Consider the following 15378-nt stretch of genomic DNA (forward strand, 5'->3'; position numbering starts at 1 on the left):
CCTGCCGATACCCGAACTCGGCGAACAAACAGCCCGCGAGCAACAGATACACCACCACCCGCGAGGGCAGATCCCGCACCCGCCGCTGAAGACAACACGTCTGAGCCAGGACCGCATCAACCATCTCGAACGGCACCTGCCGCGTCAGCTCACCCAGATGACCCGGCGCGAACGGACCTGCCGCGACCCGCACCACACGCGCAATGACAGACTGGACCAACAGCGGGACTCCCAACGGTGAGGCATGTCTTGGCGGACGTACCTCTCTACCGGAGTCCCGCTGCCTGCATCCCCACCGACACGCCCCCTTGACCAGCCACCACCACGCTTAACTACCCGGCATTGCGACTAGCCCCGCCGCGACGAGGGCGGCCACAGCCGGTTCCAGGTGGCTGCGGCCGCCATCCCGTACGCCAGGTGCGGCACGACGTCCGACAGCCAGTCGGTGCGGCTCCACCGACGCGGGTCGGTCACCCCCAGCGCCGTCATCGACGCGTCGGAGACGGCCATCACGCCTCCGCCGAGCAGCAGGACCGCCACCGGCAGGGGCGGGGTGCGCCGCCGCGCGACCAGCACGGCGAACGCCGCGCCGGCGGCGATGCCCAGCCCGTACCCGAGCAGGGGCCCGAGGCCCGCGCGGCGGTTGGCCGCCCGGTCCTCGGGTCCCAGGTCCACGTGCGCCAGCCCGGCCACGCGCCGGGCGCTCTCCTCGGGGGTGCTGCTCGCCGGTCGGGCGCGCAGCACCATGTCGACGTAGCTGACCGCGTTGAGCGCGACGCTGCCGACCGCGCCGGCGACGGCCCCGTCGACCAGTGGCGTCCGGTTCACTTCGGGTCGCCCGGTTCGCGTTCGCCCTTCGGGCCGTACGTCCGTTCGCCCCGCACGATGCCGCGTTGTCCCCGGTCGTCCTGCAGGATCCGGTTGGCGACCTGGTTGGCCTCGGAGTCGGCCGCCCGTCCGGAGTTCTCGATCAGGTCGCGCAGCCGCGCCCGCTCCTTGTCGTACGCGTTGCTGCCCGGTCGTGGTCCTGGCATCGCCGCCTCCTCGCGGTGGTGGGGCCGTTGGCGCAGGTCGTCTACCCGCCTGCGCCACGGCCAACCGTCCCCCGGCCGCCGCTCAGGCCGGCGCGCGCACCACGGCGACGGGGCAGCCGGCGCGGTGCAGCACGGCGTGGCTGACCGAGCCGAGGAGCAGGCCGGTGAACTCGCCGTGGCCGCGCCCGCCGACCACCAGCAGTTGGGCGTCGCGAGAGGCGTCGGTGAGCGCCGCGACGGGCCGCCTGCGCACCACCTGCGCCTCGACGGGCACCTGCGGCCAGCGTTCGCCGAGACCGGCCAGGGAGTCGCCCAGCACCCGCTGTTCCTCGCCGCGCAGGCGGTCCTCGTCGTACACGAGGGGCTGCATGTCGCCGGGCCCGGCGGAGGCGGGGTGCCGGTAGGCGTGCACCGCGCGCAGTGCGACGCCGCGCGCCGCCGCAGCCTCGGCGGCGAACTCCACGGCCGCCCGCGACAGCGCGGAGCCGTCCACCCCGACCACGACCGGCCCGCCGGGGCGCGCCGCGCCGCGCGCCACGAGCACGGGACAGTCGGCGTACGCGGCGACCTGCACCGCCACCGAGCCGAGCACCAGCGTCGCGAACCCGCCCAGCCCCCGGTCGCCGACGACGACCAGCGCGGCGGTGGGAGACTCGCCGACCAGCACGGCCGCCGCCTCACCGTCGATGATCTCCCCGGTGACCCGGACGTCCGGCGCGGCTTTCTCGGCCTCGGCGACGGCGTCGGCCACGAGCTGTTCGGCCTGCTGGCGCAGCCCGGCGCCGGACGGGGCGCCGGCCGCCGGGCCGAGCGGCACCCGCAGTAGCGGCCAGATGAAACCGTGCACCACCCGCAGCGGTCGGTCCCTGCGGGCCGCTTCAGCGGCGGCGAGCCCCACGGCCCGCAGGGACGACGGCGAGCCGTCCACGCCGACCACCACCGCCGCGCCGTTGGCCGCGTTCACCGTCGTACCTCCTTCGCCGTGCGCCCGCGGTCAGTATCGCGGCCCGCCGGCCGTCGCCGAGGCGATACCGCCCACGCCCCGGGGGCCGATACGGTGACCGGACATCTCCGCAGGAAAGGACGCCGATGGACGACGCCGCGCAGCCGAGCACCGCCCGCATGATCGACTTCTGGCTCGGCGGGGAGCACCACCTCCCGGTCGACGTGACGGCGGCCCGGGCCTTCGAGGGGGCGTACGGGCCGTGCGCCCCGCTGTTTCGCGACCTGCGGGCGTTCCTCGGCCGGGCCGTGCGGGCGATCGCCGCCGCCGGGGTGGACGCCTTCCTGGTCTTCGGCGCGGGCGTGCCCACCCGCGGCAACGTGCACGAGGCGGCGCCGCAGGCGACGGTGCTCTACACCGACGTGGACCCGGTCACCGTCGGCATCGGGCAGCGGATCCTGGCCGGCAGCGACCGGGCCGGCTACGGCTTCGGCGACGCCACCGACCTCACCACGATCGACCCGGCGCTGCTGCACCGGTTCGTGCCGGGGTGGGGCAGCCGCCCGGTCGGCGTGGTCTTCCTCGGCCTCGCGGCGTTCCTCGACGACGCGACGCTGCGGCGCACCCTCGACGACCTGTACGCGGCCACCGCCCCCGGCAGCCTCCTCGCCGTGGACTTCGACAGCGAGGAGTTGGCGGCGTATCCGCAGGCCCTGGCGATGATGGGCCCGACGTTCCGGATGCGGGCGCCCACGGCGTTCGGTCCGCTTCTCGGCCGGTGGACGCCGGCGCCGGAAGGCATCGTCCCGGTGGCCCGGTGGCGTCCCGACGGCCCGCCGGCGGACCTGCCCGACGCCTTCCACGGCGGGCTCGCCGTCCGGCACGCCGACTGAGACGGCGGCTCCCACAGCTCCCGGTGACGCGCCCGACGGGGCTCGGGGTGACCGTGCCCGCCGGCTGGCCGGAGCCCTCCGTATGATGCTTGCCCTACAGCAAGAGTTGTCGGAGGGTGATCATGCCGGAGGCGTCCGGAACGGTGTCCCGCGCGCTGCGCGAGGCGCCGCCCGACCGGTTGGCGGAGGCCGCCGACCGGGCCATCCGCGCTGCTCTCGGCGCGTCCCGCACCGACGTGTTCGTCGCCGACTACCGCATCAGCGGCCTGTGGCCGGTGCTGGACCCGGACCTGCCCGACGCCGGGTTCCTCGCCTGCCACGGCGTGGCGCAGCGCTGCTTCAGCAGCCAGCAGCCGGTCCTCGACGGCGGCGACGACGGCCGCTGCCGGGTCTACCTGCCGCTGACCGTGTGGGGCGAGCGCCTCGGCGTGCTCCTGGTCGAGCTGCCGGCCACCCCGGCCGCGTCGACCGTGGAGGCGGCCCGGGACATCGCCGGTGAGCTGGCGCTGGCGCTGCGCGCCGCCGACCGGGGGACCGACCGGTACCGCCGGGCCCGCCGCCGCGAGCGGCTGAGCATGGCCGCCGAGATGCAGTGGGACCTGCTGCCGGGCCGTAGCGTCACGCACGGCGCGTTCCTGCTGGCCGGGCAGCTGGAGCCGGCCTACACCGTGGGCGGCGACCACTTCGACTGGTCCGTCGACGGCGACCGGCTCGCGCTGACCGTGCTCAACGGCGCGGGCACCGGCCTGTCGGCGTCGCTGCTGACGGCGGTGGCGGTCAACGCGATGCGCAACGCCCGCCGCTCCGGCGGCGGCCTGGTCGAGCAGGCCGAACTGGCCTCGGACACCGTCTTCTTCCAGCACCGCGGCGAGCGGCACGTGGCGACGCTGCTGCTGGAGCTGGACGCCACCGACGGCCGGGTCCGCGCGGTGGACGCGGGCTCGCCCCACGTGCTGCGGCTGCGGGGCGGCTCGGTGCAGCGGGTGCCGCTGGAGCAGCAGTTGCCGCTGGGCATGTTCGCCGAGACCCGCTACGAGGTGCAGGAGTTCACCGTCGAACCGGGCGACCGGCTCTTCGTGGTCAGCGACGGCGTGTACGCGGCGGCGCCGGACGGCGGCGAACCGTACGGCGAGCGGGCCATGGCGCGCTCGATGCGCGCGACGCGCTTGCAGCCGGCGACCGAGGCAGTTGGTACGGTGATGCGCGGGCTGCAGTCCTACCACGCCGACGCCGATCTGCGCGACGACGCGGTGGTCGTCTGCCTCGACTGGCGCGGCCGGGCCGGCGGTCCGGGCGGCGGGGCGCGGTGACGGGGCGGTAGCGGGACACGGACATCGCAGGGGACGTCGGGTGGAGCAACCGGATCTCGCCGCGGCGATCGACGCCGCAGCCGAGGCGCTCGTGCGCGTGGTCGACCCCACGGGCTCCCGCCACCAGATGACGGTCTCACCCACGCAGCTGCGGGTGCTGTCGCTGATCAGCGCCCGCCCCCGCACCAACGTGAACCGCCTCGCCGAGCTGCTCGACGTGGTGCCGTCGTCGGCGAGCCGGCTGTGTGACCGGTTGGAGGCGATCGGGCTGCTGCGCCGGGTCGCCGACCCGCGGGACCGGCGGGAGGTGCGGCTGGTGCCGACGGCGGCGGCCGAGGCGCTGCTGCGGGAGCTCACCGAGCGCCGGCACCGGGCGGTCCGGGCGGTGCTGGAGCGGATGCCGTCGCGTACGCAGCACGAGCTGCTGTTGGCGCTGCTGGCGTTCGGCCAGGCGGCGGCCCCGGCGCCGGCGGTGGCCCAACCCGAGCCGGGCGCCCGGACGGCCTGACCGTGCCCCGGCCCGCGCTGCGGCATGATCGGCCGCGGGGTGGTCGCGCCGCGACGACCGGCGCGACGTGAGCTGAGCCACATTGACGCGGCCGCCCCGGCGAGGCGAACGCGGGCCGCCGGGAGCCGGAACCAGGCCCGATATAGTGGCAGCGCAACTCACCGGCCCCTGATCCTGCGATCGGGGGCCGCACCAGGGGAGGTCCCAGCCCGGGATCCGAGGGTGCCGGCGGCGGCCGGCCCGGCAACGCGCACGTCCCTCCGCAGCGCCCGTCCCGGGCGCCGGACCGTGCTGCGGAGGGAGGTTCGGTGTCGCGTCGGCCGGCGGGGGGCCCACCCCCGGATGAGACCCACGGCCCGCACGCCGCGCCGACCGGGGACCGCGTCCTCACCCTGCCCAACCTGATCAGCTTCGTCCGGCTGCTCGGCGTGCCGCTATTCCTCTATCTGCTGCTGGTCGCCCACGCCGACGTCGCCGCGGTGGTGGTCCTGGCGCTCGGGGGCACCACGGACTGGGTCGACGGCTGGATCGCCCGCCGCCTGCGGCAGGTCAGCCGGCTGGGCGAGCTGCTGGACCCGCTGGCCGACCGGCTCTACATCCTGGCGACCCTGCTGGCGTTCACCGACCGCGAGGTGGTGCCCTGGCAGTTCACCGTGGCGCTGCTGGCCCGGGAGCTGCTGCTGCTGGGGTCGCTGGGGGTGCTGCGCCGGCACGGGTACGGCCCGCCGCCGGTGCACTACGTCGGCAAGACCGCCACGTTCCTGCTGCTGGCCGCCTTCCCGATCCTGTTGCTGGCGCACGCCACGTCGGCGGTCACGGCGACGATGGCCGGGGCGGTCGGCTGGGGGCTGGCCTGGTGGGGTCTGGTGCTGTACTGGGCGGCCGGTGCGCTCTACGTGCTGCAGGCGGCGCGGCTGGTGCGGGCGGTGCGGTCCCCGGCGGCGGGGGCGGCGGCGTGACCGCCCCGCAGGGCGACGGCCCGGCGGCCCGGGTGTACGCGCCGGACTTCCTCACCGAGCTGTTCCGCAACCCGCTGGACCCGGGGTACGCCGACGCGGCGTCCCGGCGCCGGGACGCGCCGCCGTCGGGGTGGCGCGGCCGGTCGGCGCGGTCGGTCAGCCTGGTGGTGCTCGTGGCGTTGGGGTTCCTGTTCGCGGTGGCGTACCGGCAGACGATGGCGGAGGAGCCGGGGCGCAGCAAGGCGCGGGCGGACCTGGTGGCGCAGATCAAGGAGCGCGAGGCGGAGACCGACGAGATGGCGGCCCGGGCCGACCGGCTGCGGGAGGAGGTCGGCCGGCAGCGGGACGCGGCGCTCAGCGGATCGCAGGCGTCGCGGTTGCGGCGGCTGGAGGCGGGCACCGGCCTGGGGCGGGTGCGCGGCGACGGCGTGGTGGTGCGGCTGGCGGACGCGCCACCGAAGGACGACGGGACGGTGACCGGCTCCGCGGGCGGGCCGCCGCAGGTGTTGTACACGGATCTGCAGAAGGTGGCCAACGACCTGTGGGCGGCGGGCGCGGAGGCGGTGGCGATCAACGGCCAACGGCTGACGGCGACGTCGACGATCCGGTCGGCGGGCGCGGCGATCCTGGTGGACTTCCGGCCGGTGACCGGGCCGTACGAGGTGTCGGCGATCGGGCCGGGCTCGCTGCGGGACCGGTTCGACGACAGCCGGGCCGCGTTCCTGATGCGGGAGCTGGTGAACTCGGTCGGGCTGTCGTTCCAGGTCCGGGAGGTGGAGGACCTCACCCTGCCGGCGGCGCCGGAGCCACGGCTACGCTACGCCGAGCCTTCGGTCAGTCCGAGCCCGTCCGTGTCGGGTTCGGGCGTCGAGGGTTCGTCCGGTCCTGAGCCGTCCGGCTCTGGTTCGTCTCCCAGTCCTTCCGGAGGTGGCCGATGATCGCGGTGCTGGCGTTGCTCGCCGGGGTGGTGCTCGGGGTGTACCTCGATCCCACGGTTCCCGCGGCGTTGCAGCCGTATCTGCCGATCGCGGTGGTGGCGGCGTTGGACGCGGTGTTCGGCGGGGTGCGGGCGAAGCTGGACCGGATCTTCGACGACAAGCAGTTCGTGGTGTCGTTCATCTCGAACGTGCTGGTGGCGGGTCTGATCGTGTATCTGGGTGACCAGTTGGGCGTGGGTGGGCAGTTGTCCACCGGCGTGGTGGTGGTGCTCGGGGTGCGGATCTTCGGCAACGTGGCGGCGATCCGTCGCCACCTGTTCCGGGCGTAGGCTCGAGGCGATGAGCGAGGAGCAGTCCGAGACGGGCACGGGATGGCCGCAGCCGGCGGTTCCGGGCCGGCCCACCGGGCCGGACCCGCGGCCGGGGGCACCCGATTCCGACGAGATGTCGCCGCTTTCGCCGCAGGGTGAGCCGCCGGGCCGCCAGTCGCCGCCGGACGAGCCGGATGCCGGCGACGCGGTGACGGTGGACCTTTCGTCGGTGACCGCGCCGGCGGGCGCGGAGCAGACCCCGCCGGCGGGGCCGGCCGCGGTGGCGCGGCGCTTCACGTCGGCCGGGGCGATGATCGCGTTGTTGCTGGGCCTGTTGGGGTTCACCCTGGTGGTGCAGTTGCGCACGACGTCGACGGATCCGACGTCGGCGGCGACCCGCCAGGAGGACCTGGTGCGGATCTTCTCGGATCTGGATTCGCGGGAGAAGCGGCTGCGCCAGGACATCGAGGCGTTGGAGGAGAGCCAGCGGCAGTTACGCTCGGGTGAGCAGGGGCGGCAGGCGGCGCTGCAGGAGGCGACGCGGCGGGCCGACGAGCTGGGCATCCTGGCGGGGACGCTGCCGGCGCGGGGGCCGGGGTTGAGCGTGCGCTTCGAGGCCGGGTCGAAGCCGATCTCGGCGTACCGGGTGCTGGACGCGGTGCAGGAGCTGCGGGGTGCGGGCGCGGAGGCGATGCAGATCTCGGGCGGCGACGGCGCGCCGGTGCGGATCATCGCCTCGACGTACTTCCTGGACGGCTCGGGCGGGGATCTGGTGGTCGACGGACGCCGGTTGTCGGGTCCGATCACGATCACGGTGATCGGTGATCCGACGACGATGGCGACGGCGTTGAAGATTCCGGGCGGGGTGGCCGCGTCGGTCGCCGGTGACGGCGGTAACGTGATCGTCGAGGATCGTGAGGTCGCCGACGTGTCGGCGCTGCACGCGCCCGTGAAGTTGGAGCACGCCCGTCCGGTCTCCTGACCGGTGCGGCCCGCGCCGGTCCGCCGGCGCACCACTGGTCGGCACGACGATGAAGGACGCGTCTGGTGATTCCCGAGGATCTGCGGTATACCGCTGAGCACGAGTGGGTGGCGGGTGACGGTTCGGGCGCTGTCCGGGTCGGCATCACGCACTTCGCACAGGACGCGTTGGGTGACATCGTCTTCGTCCAGTTGCCCGAGGAGGGCGCGGAGGTGGCCGCGGGCGACTCGTTGGGTGAGATCGAGTCGACCAAGAGCGTGTCCGAGATCTACGCCCCGGTGAGCGGGGTCGTGGCGGCGCGGAACGAGGCGTTGGTGGACACTCCGGAGGTGATCAACTCTGATCCGTACGGTGCGGGTTGGCTGGTGGAGATCACGCCGGGTGATCCGGCGGCGGTGGACGGGCTGCTGACCGCCGGGGCTTACCGCGAGCTCACCGAGAGCTGAGTGCCCGTTGGGCGTGTGGTGTTCGTGCCGCGCGTCCGGTTGCCCTGCATTTCGGCGCTGGCTAGGCTCGCCCAGTCGACCGAGAACCCATAAGTTGAGCGTTGCGGAATTGCCTTTCCGGGCACGGGGAGCCAGCCGCCGGGTGTGCTGCCCGGCGGCCAGACCCGAATCACCCGACGCCGACGCGAAACAGATCCGTGAGGTGGTCCCATGACGCGGCCAGACGACGAGTTCCCCCCGCTCGACGTCACTTCGACGCTCAATCTCGGTTCGCTCGACGAAGTGCTGGAGGGGCCGGACACCGATGTGGTGCCGAGCCGGATGTCCGGTTCGTTGCCGCCGGGTATGGCGCTGCTGGTGGTTCGTCGGGGCCCGAACGCGGGCGCCCGGTTCCTGCTGGATCACGACGTGACGACGAGTGGCCGGCATCCGGACAGTGACATCTTCCTGGACGATGTGACCGTGTCGCGTCGGCACGCGGAGTTCCACCGGGACGGCGGGACGTTCACGGTGCGGGACGTGGGCAGCCTCAACGGCACCTACGTCAACCGGGAGCGGGTCGAGGCGGCCACGTTGAGCAACGGTGACGAGGTGCAGATCGGCAAGTTCCGAGTAGTGTTCATCGCCGGTCCGCGCCCGGAGGAGGAGGCCGGCCGGGGGTGAACGAGCCTGCGGCTTCGACGCCGCCCGGTGCGGCCCGCGCACAACCGCTGATGAGCATCGGCGAGGTGCTGGGGCAGTTGCGGGTGGAGTTTCCCGACGTCACGATTTCGAAGTTGCGGTTCCTGGAGGCCGAGGGTCTCGTCGAGCCGCAGCGCACCGCTGCGGGCTACCGGAAGTACAGCTGGGACGACGTGGCGCGGTTGCGGTTCGTGCTGACCGCGCAGCGTGACCAGTACCTGCCGTTGCGGGTGATCCGTGAGCAGTTGGCGCAGTGGGACGCGGAGGACGGGCCGGCGCCGTCGCGGCCGACGCTGGTGGCGGTGGGCCCGGGCGGTGAGGTGCCCGGTCGTTCCGCGCCGGCGGATCAGCCGGTGGATTCGGCCCAGGTGCGGTTGGGTCGGTCCGACCTGGTCGCGCGCAGCGGGATCGACGAGTCGACGTTGGGCGAGTTGGAGCGGCTCGGGGTGTTGGTGTCCGATCCGCCGGGTTGGTACGACGGGGACGCGTTGATCATCGCGCGGGCGGTGGCGGGTCTGGCGGCGTACGGGCTGGAGCCTCGGCACCTGCGGGGTTACCGGACGGCGGCGGACCGGGAGGTGGGTTTGTTCGCGCAGTTGGTGGCGCCGTTGGTGCGGCAGAGCGACCCGGCGGCGCGGGCGCGGGCGGCGGAGACGGCGCGGGAGTTGGTGGCGTTGTCCCAGCAGTTGCACGCGGCGTTGGTGCGCGTGGGCCTGCGCTCGACGTTGGGTCGGTGACCCTGGGGTGGTGCGCGCGGCCCGGGCCAACGCCCGGGCCGCGCGGCGTTCGGCGGGCGCGGTGGGCGGGGTCGGCTTCCGGGGGCGTGTCGTAGGCTTGCCGGGGTAACCCCTTCTCTGGCGCGGGGCGTGCGGGTAGCGCATGGGATGTGCGTGTCGCGGTCCGTGTACCGTGCAGGGAAGGTCGCGGTACGGGCGTAGGTGACAACGACACGGAGGCGGCGGTGCGCGAGCTGAGCGTGGTCGGGGTTCGGGTGGAGCTGCCCAGCAACCAGCCGATCGTCCTGCTGCGGGAGGTCGAGGGGGATCGCTACCTGCCGATCTGGATCGGTGCGGTGGAGGCGACGGCGATCGCGTACGAGCAGCAGGGGGTCAAGCCCGCCCGGCCGTTGACGCACGATCTGTTGCGGGACGTGCTGGCGGCGCTGCAGGCGCCGCTGCGGGCGGTGGAGATCACCGAGCTGAAGGAGAACGTCTTCTACGCCGACCTGCTGATCGGCGACGACGGGGTGCGGGTGTCGGCGCGGCCGAGTGATTCGATCGCGTTGGCGTTGCGGGTCGGTGCGCCGATTCGTTGTGCCGAGCAGGTCCTCTCCGAGGCGGGGATCGTGATCCCGGACGAGCAGGAGGACGAGGTGGAGAAGTTCCGCGAGTTCCTGGAGCAGGTGCGTCCGGAGGACTTCGCGGGCTGACCGCGTTTCCCGACCCACCGGATGGTGGTCACTGTGGGTGACTTGCCGGCGTGTCGGTGATCTTTGCCGTGGCTGCGCGGCGTGTCGCGACCGTTCCTGCGCGGTAACTCTTCAAGGGCGCTATAGGGTTGCCGTGTCGAGGGGTGCACGTCCCGGATGCGACGTGTCACCGCACTGGCGGGGAGGTTGGTCCGGATGCACGAGCCGCGAGATCCCGAGCCTGGCACGCAAGCGCAGGAGACGGGTGTGGTGCCGGCGGGGCCGGCGACTGAGGGTGACGGTGCGGTGGGCTACCGGGGTGTGACCGCGTGCCACGCGGTGGGCATCACCTACCGGCAGCTGGACTACTGGGCGCGCACGACGCTGGTGGTGCCGAGCGTGCGGGACGCCTCGGGTTCGGGGACGTCCCGGTTGTACTCGTTCCGCGACCTGGTGGTGTTGAAGGTCGTGAAGCGCCTGCTGGACGCCGGGGTGTCGTTGCAGAACATCCGCAAGGCGATCGAGGCGCTGCGCTCGCGTGGGGTGGCCGACCTGGCGGGGATCACGCTGATCTCGGACGGCACGACGGTGTACGAGTGCCGCTCGCCGGAGGAGGTGGTCGACCTGTTGCAGGGCGGCCAGGGCGTGTTCGGCATCGCCATCGGCGGCGCGTTCAAGGAGATCGAGGGTTCGTTGTCGCACCTGCCGGCGGAGCCGGCCGAGCCGGCGCCGGGGGCGGCGGGCGACGACGCCGTGCAGGACGAGTTGGCGGCCCGCCGGGCGCGCCGCCGGGCGGGCTGACCCCGCCCCGGGTTCGCGCCCCGCGCCGCGGGGCGAGCAGCGTCACGGGGCCGGCGGTCGCCGACGCGACGCACGCCGAGGCAGCATGGACGACGTGACGCAGACGATCGACGCGGTGGCGGGCCTGCTCGCCGGCGGTGGTGTCGTGGTGCTCAGCGGCGCCGGCCTGTCGACGGACTCGGGCATCCCCGACTACCGGGGGCCCAGCGGCGTGGCCCGCCGGCACACCCCGATGACGTTCCAGGCGTTCACCGGGGACCCGGCGGCGCGGCGCCGCTACTGGGCACGCAGCCACCTGGGGTGGCGCACGATCGCCCGGGCGGCGCCCAACGACGGGCACGCCGCGGTGGCCCGGTTGCAGCACGCCGGCCTCGTCGACGCGGTGATCACGCAGAACGTCGACGGTCTGCACACGGCCGCCGGGTCGACGCCGGTGGTGGAGCTGCACGGGAGTCTCGACGCGGTGGTGTGCCTCGACTGCGGCGACCGCACCGCCCGCGAGGAGCTGGACCGGCGGCTGCGGGAGGCGAACCCGGGGTTCTCGGCGGCGGTGGCGGCGGTCAACCCGGACGGTGACGTGGACCTGCCCGACGCGCAGGTGGCCCGGTTCCGGCCGGTGGACTGTGAGCGGTGTCGCACCGGCATGCTGAAACCGGACGTGGTGTTCTTCGGGGAGACGGTGCCGCCGGCGCGGGTCGCCGCGTGTTTCGACCTGGTGCAGCGGGCCCGGGCGGTGCTGGTGCTCGGCTCGTCGTTGACGGTGATGTCGGGGCGCCGGTTCGTGATCCGGGCGGCGAAACAGGGCATTCCGGTGGCGATCGTCAACCAGGGGCCCACTCGGGGCGACGGGTACGCCACCGTGCGCGTGGACGCCCCGCTGGGCGGGGTGCTGCCGGAACTCGCCGACCGCCTCACCCCCCGCGCGCCCCTGGCCGCGTCGGGCGCCGACGCTGCGGTTACGCGCGGGTGATCCCCGCCGGGGACGACATCCGCCGGAAACGGTGGCGCTGGTAGCGTGGTCGGTGCCGGTACCCCGCGTGGGAGAGACCGCCCGAGCTGTTCGGGGCGGCGCCGAAGGGGCAGCTTCCTCCCCGGAACCTCTCAGGCAGAAGGACCACGTGGGCAGGCACTGTGGAGCGCCCTGCCCGGGGTGCGACTCAGGGGGAGGCCGACCTGTCGACCTCACCCCGGGGAGCGCCGCCCATGACCGCAGAGCAGTTCGCCGCCCGCCACATCGGCCCCGACGGCGACGACGAGCGCCGCATGCTCGACGTCGTCGGCTACGACTCGATCGACGAGCTGATGGACGCGGCGATCCCCGAGGTGATCCGCTGGCACGGCACCCTGGACCTGCCGGAGCCGGCCAGCGAACACGACGCCCTCGCGCAGCTGCGCGAGATCGCCGGCCGCAACACCGTCGCCGTGTCCATGATCGGCTTGGGGTACCACGGCACGCACACCCCGGCGGTGATCCGCCGCAACGTGCTGGAGAACCCGGCCTGGTACACGGCGTACACGCCGTACCAGCCGGAGATCAGCCAGGGCCGGCTGGAGGCGCTGCTGAACTTCCAGACGATGGTGACGGACCTGACGGGGCTGGCCACGGCGAACGCGTCGATGCTCGACGAGGCCACGGCCGCGGCGGAGGCGATGACCCTGGCCCGGCGGGCGTCGAAGTCCCGCAGCAGTGTGTACGTGGTCGACGCCGACGCGTTGCCGCAGACCGTCGCCGTGATCACCAGCCGCGCGCAGCCGTTGGGCATCGAGGTGCGGGTGGTGGACCTGGACGCCGACGACCTGCCGGGGGAGTTCTTCGGCCTGCACCTGCAGTACCCGGGGGCGTCGGGGGCCGTACGCGACCACACGCCGCTGGTCGGGGCGGCCCACGCGGCCGGTGCGCTGGTGACGGTGGCGGCGGACCTGCTGGCGTTGACGCTGCTGCGCGCGCCGGGGGAGATCGGCGCGGACATCGCCGCCGGCACCACCCAACGGTTCGGGGTGCCGATGGGCTTCGGCGGCCCGCACGCCGGCTACCTGGCGGTGCGCGCCGGCCTGGAGCGGATGCTGCCCGGCCGGCTCGTCGGGGTGTCCCGCGACGCCGCCGGCAACCCGGCGTACCGGCTGGCGTTGCAGACCCGCGAGCAGCACATCCGGCGGGAGAGGGCGACCAGCAACATCTGCACCGCGCAGGTGCTCCTGGCGGTGATGGCCGGCATGTACGCCGTCTACCACGGCCCCGACGGGCTGCGGGCGATCGCGCGGCGTACCCACGCCATGGCGGCGCGGCTCGCGGCCGGGTTGCGCGCGGGCGGGGTGGGCGTCGCGGACGTCGCGTTCTTCGACACGGTCGTGGCGACCGTGCCGGGCCGCGCCGCTGAGGTGGTCGCCGACGCGCAGCGGCGGGGGGTGAACCTGCGGCTGGTCGACGCCGACCGGGTGGGGGTCTCGTGCGACGAGACGACTACCGCGGCGCACCTGGCGGCGGTGTGGGCGGCGTTCGGGGTGCCCGCGTTCGACGGCGCCGTCGACGCGGCGTGGCCGGCGGGGTTGGCGCGCGCGTCGGCGTTCCTGACCCACCCGGTGTTCGGCGCGCACCGCTCCGAGACGGCGATGCTGCGCTACCTGCGGCGGCTGGCGGACTTCGACTACGCCCTGGACCGGGGCATGATCCCGCTGGGCTCGTGCACGATGAAGCTGAACGCGACCACGGAGATGGAGCCGGTGAGCTGGGCGGAGTTCGCCCACGTGCACCCGTTCGCGCCGCCGTCGCAGACGGCCGGCTACCGCGAGCTGATCGCCCAGCTGGAGGGGTGGCTGGCGGAGGTGACCGGCTACGACGCGGTCAGCGTGCAGCCCAACGCCGGGTCGCAGGGGGAGCTGGCGGGGCTGCTGGCGATCCGCGCCTACCACGCCGACCGGGGGCAGGGGCACCGCGACGTGTGCCTGATCCCGTCGTCGGCGCACGGCACGAACGCCGCGTCGGCGGTGATGGCGGGGATGCGGGTGGTCGTGGTGGGCTGCGACGACGACGGCAACGTCGACCTGGTCGACCTCGACGCGAAGATCGACAAGCACCGGGACGCGCTCGCGGCGATCATGGTGACGTACCCGTCGACGCACGGGGTGTACGAGACGGGCATCGCGCAGTTGTGCGCGAAGGTCCACGACGCCGGCGGCCAGGTGTACGTCGACGGGGCGAACCTCAACGCCCTCGTCGGGTTCGCCAAGCCGGGCCGGTTCGGCGCGGACGTGTCGCATCTCAACCTGCACAAGACGTTCTGCATTCCGCACGGCGGCGGCGGGCCGGGGGTGGGGCCGGTGGCGGTGCGGCAGCACCTGGCCCCGTTCCTGCCCGGCGACCCGTGCGGCGACGGCGGCGACGGCCGGCCGGTGATCTCGGCCGCCCGGTACGGGTCGGCGGGGATCCTGCCGATCCCGTGGGCATACCTGCGGATGATGGGCGCGGCGGGCCTGACCCGGGCCACGGGGGTGGCGGTGCTCGCCGCGAACTACGTGGCGGCGCGGCTGCGGGAGCACTTCCCGGTGCTGTACGCGGGCAACAAGGGCCTGGTGGCGCACGAGTGCATCCTGGACCTGCGGCCGGTGACGAAGGCTGCGGGGATCAGCGTCGACGACGTGGCCAAGCGGCTCATCGACTACGGGTTCCACGCGCCGACGATGTCGTTCCCGGTGGCGGGAACGCTGATGGTGGAGCCGACCGAGAGCGAGGACCTGGCCGAGCTGGACCGGTTCTGCGACGCCATGATCGCCATCCGGGCGGAGATCGACGCGGTGGCGTCGGGGCGGTGGCCGGCCGGCGACAACCCCCTGGCCAACGCGCCGCACACGGCGGCGATGGTGTCGGCCGACGAGTGGCCGCACCCGTATCCGCGGTCGGTGGGTGGCTACCCGGTGGGCGTGGACCGGGCCGGGAAGTACTGGCCGCCGGTGCGGCGCGTCGACGGCGCGTACGGCGACCGGAACCTGGTCTGCTCGTGTCCGGCGCCGGAGGCGTTCGAGGACTGAGCGCCGCGGGCGCGCGGGGCAGTGGCGCGGTTCGAGGACCTGCGCGCGACGCCGGGGCGGTGCACGTGGCCGCCCCGGCCGGTGCGTCGACCTGGGGAGGGCGGCCCCGACAGCGGGGACTAGCCTGAGGTCGACGTG

The 15378-nt window shown here is 74.1% G+C and carries 18 protein-coding genes and 1 riboswitch; of the genes, 14 read left to right on the forward strand and 4 right to left on the reverse strand.

What is annotated here, in order from left to right:
- The 4 genes from GA0070558_RS30200 to GA0070558_RS30215 form a co-directional block, all read right to left on the reverse strand.
- A partial coding sequence (locus GA0070558_RS30200) for a transposase domain-containing protein (protein WP_176734446.1) occupies nucleotides 1–220 on the reverse strand: 220 nt, incomplete at its 3' end.
- A gap of 128 nt (nucleotides 221–348) precedes the next feature.
- On the reverse strand, nucleotides 349–828 hold the full coding sequence (locus tag GA0070558_RS30205) for a hypothetical protein (protein WP_091286205.1): 480 nt from the start codon (nucleotides 826–828) through the stop codon (nucleotides 349–351).
- Nucleotides 825–1034, reverse strand: coding sequence for a hypothetical protein (locus GA0070558_RS30210; RefSeq protein ID WP_043969110.1), 210 nt, complete (start codon nucleotides 1032–1034; stop codon nucleotides 825–827). The genes GA0070558_RS30205 and GA0070558_RS30210 overlap by 4 nt, the downstream gene beginning before the upstream one ends.
- An 82-nt stretch (nucleotides 1035–1116) precedes the next feature.
- Complete coding sequence (locus tag GA0070558_RS30215; RefSeq protein ID WP_091286209.1) at nucleotides 1117–1998, reverse strand: universal stress protein; 882 nt, start codon at nucleotides 1996–1998, stop codon at nucleotides 1117–1119.
- 125 nt (nucleotides 1999–2123) lie between these two features.
- Here GA0070558_RS30215 and GA0070558_RS30220 point away from each other — a divergent pair, with 125 nt between their 5' ends.
- The 14 genes from GA0070558_RS30220 to gcvP all read left to right on the forward strand — a co-directional run bounded on the left by GA0070558_RS30220 (nucleotide 2124) and on the right by gcvP (nucleotide 15240).
- Complete coding sequence (locus GA0070558_RS30220; protein WP_091286213.1) at nucleotides 2124–2870, forward strand: SAM-dependent methyltransferase; 747 nt, start codon at nucleotides 2124–2126, stop codon at nucleotides 2868–2870.
- A 122-nt stretch (nucleotides 2871–2992) separates the two neighbouring features.
- The gene (locus tag GA0070558_RS30225; RefSeq protein WP_043969642.1) at nucleotides 2993–4180 is read left to right on the forward strand and encodes a PP2C family protein-serine/threonine phosphatase; all 1188 of its coding nucleotides are present in this window, start codon (nucleotides 2993–2995) and stop codon (nucleotides 4178–4180) included.
- A 40-nt stretch (nucleotides 4181–4220) separates the two neighbouring features.
- Nucleotides 4221–4688 carry a MarR family transcriptional regulator gene (locus tag GA0070558_RS30230; RefSeq protein WP_091286216.1) on the forward strand — a complete coding sequence of 156 codons (468 nt, stop codon included), beginning with the start codon at nucleotides 4221–4223 and terminating at the stop codon, nucleotides 4686–4688.
- A 308-nt stretch (nucleotides 4689–4996) separates the two neighbouring features.
- Nucleotides 4997–5647, forward strand: coding sequence for a cardiolipin synthase ClsA (gene clsA / locus GA0070558_RS30235; RefSeq protein ID WP_439709654.1), 651 nt, complete (start codon nucleotides 4997–4999; stop codon nucleotides 5645–5647).
- Nucleotides 5644–6585, forward strand: a complete 942-nt coding sequence (locus GA0070558_RS30240) for a DUF881 domain-containing protein (RefSeq protein ID WP_091286219.1) — start codon at nucleotides 5644–5646, stop codon at nucleotides 6583–6585. Before clsA ends, GA0070558_RS30240 begins: the two co-directional genes overlap by 4 nt.
- Nucleotides 6582–6914: a small basic family protein gene (locus GA0070558_RS30245; RefSeq protein WP_007071104.1), complete on the forward strand. Its 333-nt coding sequence runs from the start codon at nucleotides 6582–6584 to the stop codon at nucleotides 6912–6914. The genes GA0070558_RS30240 and GA0070558_RS30245 overlap by 4 nt, the downstream gene beginning before the upstream one ends.
- Before the next feature lie 10 nt (nucleotides 6915–6924).
- Nucleotides 6925–7878 (forward strand): DUF881 domain-containing protein, encoded by a 954-nt coding sequence (locus GA0070558_RS30250; RefSeq protein WP_091286222.1) that lies wholly within the window; start codon nucleotides 6925–6927, stop codon nucleotides 7876–7878.
- A gap of 65 nt (nucleotides 7879–7943) precedes the next feature.
- A complete protein-coding gene (gene gcvH / locus GA0070558_RS30255) occupies nucleotides 7944–8324 on the forward strand; it encodes a glycine cleavage system protein GcvH (RefSeq protein ID WP_043969117.1) in 381 nt (126 codons plus the stop codon).
- A gap of 210 nt (nucleotides 8325–8534) precedes the next feature.
- Nucleotides 8535–8987, forward strand: coding sequence for an oxoglutarate dehydrogenase inhibitor Odhl (gene odhI, locus GA0070558_RS30260; protein WP_007071101.1), 453 nt, complete (start codon nucleotides 8535–8537; stop codon nucleotides 8985–8987).
- Nucleotides 8988–9037: 50 nt separating this feature from the next.
- Entirely contained in the window at nucleotides 9038–9742 is a 705-nt protein-coding gene (gene ftsR / locus GA0070558_RS30265) for a transcriptional regulator FtsR (protein ID WP_176734447.1), read from the forward strand.
- A 224-nt stretch (nucleotides 9743–9966) separates the two neighbouring features.
- Entirely contained in the window at nucleotides 9967–10434 is a 468-nt protein-coding gene (locus GA0070558_RS30270; RefSeq protein ID WP_043969119.1) for a bifunctional nuclease family protein, read from the forward strand.
- 195 nt (nucleotides 10435–10629) lie between these two features.
- Entirely contained in the window at nucleotides 10630–11214 is a 585-nt protein-coding gene (locus tag GA0070558_RS30275; RefSeq protein WP_043969120.1) for a MerR family transcriptional regulator, read from the forward strand.
- Between the two features lie 94 nt (nucleotides 11215–11308).
- Entirely contained in the window at nucleotides 11309–12184 is an 876-nt protein-coding gene (locus tag GA0070558_RS30280) for an NAD-dependent protein deacetylase (protein WP_439709655.1), read from the forward strand.
- A 58-nt stretch (nucleotides 12185–12242) separates the two neighbouring features.
- A riboswitch (glycine riboswitch) is annotated at nucleotides 12243–12341 on the forward strand.
- 76 nt (nucleotides 12342–12417) lie between these two features.
- Nucleotides 12418–15240, forward strand: coding sequence for an aminomethyl-transferring glycine dehydrogenase (gene gcvP, locus GA0070558_RS30285; RefSeq protein WP_091286232.1), 2823 nt, complete (start codon nucleotides 12418–12420; stop codon nucleotides 15238–15240).
- Nucleotides 15241–15378: the final 138 nt, after the last annotated feature.

It is taken from the genome of Micromonospora haikouensis (genome assembly GCF_900091595.1).
Taxonomy (GTDB): Bacteria; Actinomycetota; Actinomycetes; order Mycobacteriales; family Micromonosporaceae; genus Micromonospora; species Micromonospora haikouensis.

Bases quoted from the DNA above. Each gene is read 5' to 3' on its own strand.
- GA0070558_RS30220 (WP_091286213.1), top strand. From the start codon at position 2,124: ATGGACGACGCCGCGCAGCCGAGCACCGCCCGCATGATCGACTTCTGG.
- gcvP (WP_091286232.1), top strand. From the start codon at position 12,418: ATGACCGCAGAGCAGTTCGCCGCCCGCCACATCGGCCCCGACGGCGAC.
- GA0070558_RS30275 (WP_043969120.1), top strand. From the start codon at position 10,630: ATGCACGAGCCGCGAGATCCCGAGCCTGGCACGCAAGCGCAGGAGACG.
- odhI (WP_007071101.1), top strand. From the start codon at position 8,535: ATGACGCGGCCAGACGACGAGTTCCCCCCGCTCGACGTCACTTCGACG.
- ftsR (WP_176734447.1), top strand. From the start codon at position 9,038: ATGAGCATCGGCGAGGTGCTGGGGCAGTTGCGGGTGGAGTTTCCCGAC.
- GA0070558_RS30210 (WP_043969110.1), bottom strand. From the start codon at position 1,034: ATGCCAGGACCACGACCGGGCAGCAACGCGTACGACAAGGAGCGGGCG.
- GA0070558_RS30225 (WP_043969642.1), top strand. From the start codon at position 2,993: ATGCCGGAGGCGTCCGGAACGGTGTCCCGCGCGCTGCGCGAGGCGCCG.
- GA0070558_RS30250 (WP_091286222.1), top strand. From the start codon at position 6,925: ATGAGCGAGGAGCAGTCCGAGACGGGCACGGGATGGCCGCAGCCGGCG.
- GA0070558_RS30245 (WP_007071104.1), top strand. From the start codon at position 6,582: ATGATCGCGGTGCTGGCGTTGCTCGCCGGGGTGGTGCTCGGGGTGTAC.